The organism is Mucilaginibacter sp. P4_E8, assembly GCF_056401495.1.
Genome location: NZ_JBFUJG010000242.1, coordinates 1 through 4,526 on the forward strand (window position 1 = coordinate 1; position 4,526 = coordinate 4,526).

Consider the following 4,526-nt stretch of genomic DNA (forward strand, 5'->3'; position numbering starts at 1 on the left):
GAAGTGATTTGAATATTTAAAGGAAAAATTATTAAGCAGGCAGTTCAAAGAATACTAAAATCAATTATATATTATTAAATATGATAACTGGTCATACACCATTCAATGCATAAAAACGAATGTTTAACAGATTTGATAAACATTCGTTTTAGTTCTTATTCTATTTTCTTTCCAAAACATAACGCCAAACAATTGCACTCAACGCAGCACCTAATATAGGAGCAACAATAAACAACCATAGCTGACTAATGGCAGCACCACCAACCAGTAATGCCGGGCCAATACTGCGCGCCGGATTTACGGATACACCAGTAACCGGTATGCCTACTATATGTATAAGCACTAAGCTTAAACCTATTGCTAAACCGGCAAAACCACCATGTATATTTTTTGTAGAAGTTGAGCCAAATATCACCAGCAGAAATATAAATGTAAAAATAGTTTCGGCAACAAACCCTGATAGTAAATTGTAATGCGCCGGCGAAAAAGCATCATAGCCATTTTGACCTAAACCATTAGCTGCAACACTATACCCATCTTTACCTGATGCAATAAGCAATAGGATACCGGCTCCTGCAATGGCTCCCAATACCTGAGCAATAATGTAAATCACGGCTTCGCTTGCTTTCATCCTACCTGATATAACCATACCAATAGAAATAGCCGGGTTAATATGACAACCAGATATATGACCAATTGCATAAGCCATTGCCACAACAGACAAACCGAAAGCGAAAGCTATACCCAAAAGACCTACGCCGGTTGTACCGTTTGCTCCTGCAATTACCGCGCTGCCGCAGCCCATTAAAACTAATACGAGCGTACCAAAAAGCTCAGCTGAAAATTTGGAGAAGGTGTTTGTTTCCATAGTGAAATTGAATTAAATAAAAGGATTAGATGAAGTATGATCAAACTATTGTTGATTTTAAACTAAGGATAAGCCATATCATAACTTTATAACATGAACAATCAGGCCGAAAATCCTAATCAAATAAAATGAGTTTTAAACCGAATGTGGAGTAGTTTCGATAGATAGCTATATAATATCGACAGAAAGGCAAAAGAGTTGGATAGAATTTAAAATTGTTAAAACCACTTATCAATAAATTTTTTAAATGATTCCTTGTATTGTTCACTAACCGGGATCAATGTTTTTCCTACCCTAACGGTATTTTTAGTGATAGTATCGATCTTATCAAGCGATACAATGAACGAACGATGTACACGCATGAAGGAATTTACGGTTAGTTTTTCCTCAAGGCTTTTCATGGTAGTAAGTGATTTTATGTAATTATCGCTATTAGCTACATAAACTTTCACATAGTCTTTAAACCCTTCAAAATAAAGAATGTTCTTTAAATAAACTTTTACCAGTTCATACTCCACCCTTAAAAAAATAAAATCATTTTCAGTATACCCGGTTACACCAGGAAGTGGCTTAATATTATTCTCAATATCAGCTTTTGCCTTATAGGCGGCTTTAATAAAGGCTTCGTACTCAATGGGTTTAAGCAGATAATCCAGAGCATTAACTTTATACCCTTCCAGGGCAAAACGTTCAAAGCCTGTAGTAAAAATAATACGCGGTGCCTCGGTACCTTTTCTATTGTTAATTATCCGGGCTAATTCCATACCGCTAATGCCCGGCATGTTTATATCAAGGAAAACGAGTTTCAGGTTTTGGTTTTCAATGGCTATTAACGCATCGGCAGGATTAGTATGAAATGATAATAAGTTTAAAAAGGGCGTTTGGACAACAAGACTGCGAAGATGGGAAAGCACCATCTCGTCATCGTCAACAATCATACAGTCTATTGGCATCGGTTTAAAAATAAGCAATAAAGGTGTTTGATCTTATTATGCAAATTAACCATTATATTATAAAATTCAGGTAATTTTTAAATTATAACAACTTCCTTACAAGTTTGATCCAACAAAATCCAATTCAAATGGTAGTTACCATTAACTCCCCCTTTACACAGGATCAACAACTTATAAGAATAACAAAATATGAATATTATTTTAAATCAATACTTAAAAATAACCATATATATAAGATTTAACCCCTCACGCCCGGGGTTTATCAAATGATCTAAAACAAAAATGATCCGCTCCTTTTAAAAAGCGGATCATTTTTGTTTTTATAGTGTACTTTTAATAACCACTATTTTGAATAAGTACCGGCGCGTTTCTGTCAATTTCGTTTTGTGGTATTGGCCAAAAATCAAAATTATCTTTATAAATAGTTTTTACTGCCGGAGTTAACGGATTTTGTATAAAGCCATTTAGCTTCTGCTTGGCAAGGCCCCATCTGCGCAGATCAAAATAACGCAACCCCTCTAACGCAAATTCAACTCTTCTTTCGTGTTGAATGCGTGCGCGCATGTCTGCCTGATTAAGATTGGCAGGTAGTGGCGGCATATTAATACCCGGGCGGGCACGAACTTCATTCACCTGCTGATAAACGCTGGCATCGGGCCCTGATGCTTCATTTTGAGCTTCGGCATACATTAGTTTAATATCAGCGTATCGCAGCCATACATAATCCTGATCATCAAGCATACCCGGCTGCGGATTTACATTTTTGGGATCGAGCCATTTTTTTCCCGGATAAAAACCCTGGGTCCAGTTGTTTACACCCGGGGTTCCAACTGTATTCGGGAACGGCCAGCCTTTTGCGGGGGTATCACCCGGGAAGAAAAAGGTCATCGTTTTCCGCGGATCATTGGCCTCATACTCATTGATCATATCCTGTGTGCCCTGCAAATCTTTATACCCGGCGCCTATGATTGCAATGGTGATCGGGAAATTATGCGGTGCAGCCGGAGCCTGAAACTGTACCGAAAACATAATTTCGGGGCTGGAGCTTTGATCGGGTTTATAAAAGTTGGCCGGATAGTTAGCGTTTAGAGAAAATAAACCACCGTCAATAATGGTTTTGGCCAGGGCGGCTGCTTCTGCATATTTTTTCTCAAACAACAATACCCTTACCTTTATCCCCTGTGCCGAAGCCCTTACCGCGTGGCCCGTATTGTATTTTGCGTTTGGCAGTGATGCAATGGCCTGGTCAAGATCACTTTCTATCAACTTTAAAACATCGGTTCTTGCTGATTTTGATACCTTATTTTTAAAATCAACGGTCACCGGATCGGCAGTTACTATAGGAACGTTACCATAGGTTTCGGCCAGTAAAAAATAATTAAACGCGCGTAAAAAGTAAGCCTCACCCTTATATTGATTTAACTTGTCGCCGGTTAATACCTTGCTTACATTAGCTAAAAAGCTGTTGGTTGCAGCTATACCTATGTAAGCGTTTGCATATAAGCTTTGGCTGTTATCAGTCGGGAACCCTCCTATAGTAGATGTAAGACCCGCGATAAGTGATTGTTGCGAACTACCCTGGTTATTTTGGCTGTAGGAGTTATCGCTGAAATTTTCCCACCACATGGGTGCATATTCGGTAATTTGACCGTTTTGCGCGTATAGTGTTCCATAAAGGCCGGTAAGCGCCAGATCGGCATCAGCAGCTGTTTTCCAAAAGTTGTTTGTTGATAGCTTATCAGGAGGCGTAACATCCAATTTTTTGCATGATGTTATAAAAAACACTGCTGCTATAAATATGATTATGTTTGTTTTCATTTGCTTTTAAATTGAAATTAAAATTGAACAGATGCACCGAACGTGTAAGTGCGGTTTTGCGGATAATTGGCAAAGCCATACCAGGCATCGGGTTTATTGGTGATGTCCTGTCTTTCCGGGTCAGTGGGCTGTTTAAGTGGGGTAAAGAGTACCAGATTATCAACCGAACCAAATACCCTAAGCGAATTAACGCCTTTGATCATCCTTTTAGGGAAGGTATAACCTATCTGTAAATTTTTAATGCGCATAAAACTGGCATTATATAAATGATAGGTTGATTGTACATTGGTGATTTTTGGGTAACCATAAAAACCCAGATAAATTTTAGGCATCGTGGTTGATGGGTTCTCCGGTGTCCATCTGTTTAACCAGTCAACAGTAGGCATAGCTCCCTGTGCAAACGGATCTACACCCCATTTGTACAAATAAAGTTTATTACCGTATGAGCCATATAGCTGTACACTGGCGTCAAAATTACCCCAGGTTGCTCCCATGGTATAGGAATATTCAAACTTGGGATATTGTCCGGGTATAATACTGCGGTCATTGGCATCTACTTTTCCATCGCCATTAACGTCTTTGTATTTAATATCCCCTGGGGTTGGGACACCGCCTAAAGACGACTGATCCGGTGAGTTATTGATCTCGGCCTGGCTCTGGAAAATGCCATCCATAGTTTGCAAATAGAATGAGCTAACCGGGTATCCGTTTCGCATAATGGTTTGCCCGTCAGGCCCCCCTATTTCATCAGCTCCAAATGATACCAGTTTGTTACGATATAATTGCAGGTTAGCCACGGCATAATAGCTGAATTTTTCGGACAAGCGATCCTGATAGCGTAAACTAAACTCAAAGCCTTTATTGCTTACAGCTCCATTATTAACAAC

General features: G+C 39.1%; 3 protein-coding genes and 1 pseudogene. All 4 read right to left on the minus strand.

The features are described 5' to 3' along the window. Nucleotides 1–160: 160 nt before the first annotated feature. Entirely contained in the window at nt 161–868 is a 708-nt protein-coding gene (gene aqpZ / locus AC1DRQ_RS29605) for an aquaporin Z (protein WP_429392929.1), read from the minus strand. A gap of 218 nt (nt 869–1,086) precedes the next feature. Further along, nucleotides 1,087–1,821, minus strand: a complete 735-nt coding sequence (locus AC1DRQ_RS29610) for a LytR/AlgR family response regulator transcription factor (RefSeq protein ID WP_429392933.1) — start codon at nt 1,819–1,821, stop codon at nt 1,087–1,089. Between the two features lie 333 nt (nt 1,822–2,154). Beyond that, on the minus strand, nt 2,155–3,639 hold the full coding sequence (locus AC1DRQ_RS29615; RefSeq protein WP_477429435.1) for a RagB/SusD family nutrient uptake outer membrane protein: 1,485 nt from the start codon (nt 3,637–3,639) through the stop codon (nt 2,155–2,157). Nucleotides 3,640–3,656: 17 nt separating this feature from the next. Next, nucleotides 3,657–4,526 (minus strand): annotated as a pseudogene (locus AC1DRQ_RS29620) (SusC/RagA family TonB-linked outer membrane protein); the annotation flags it as partial.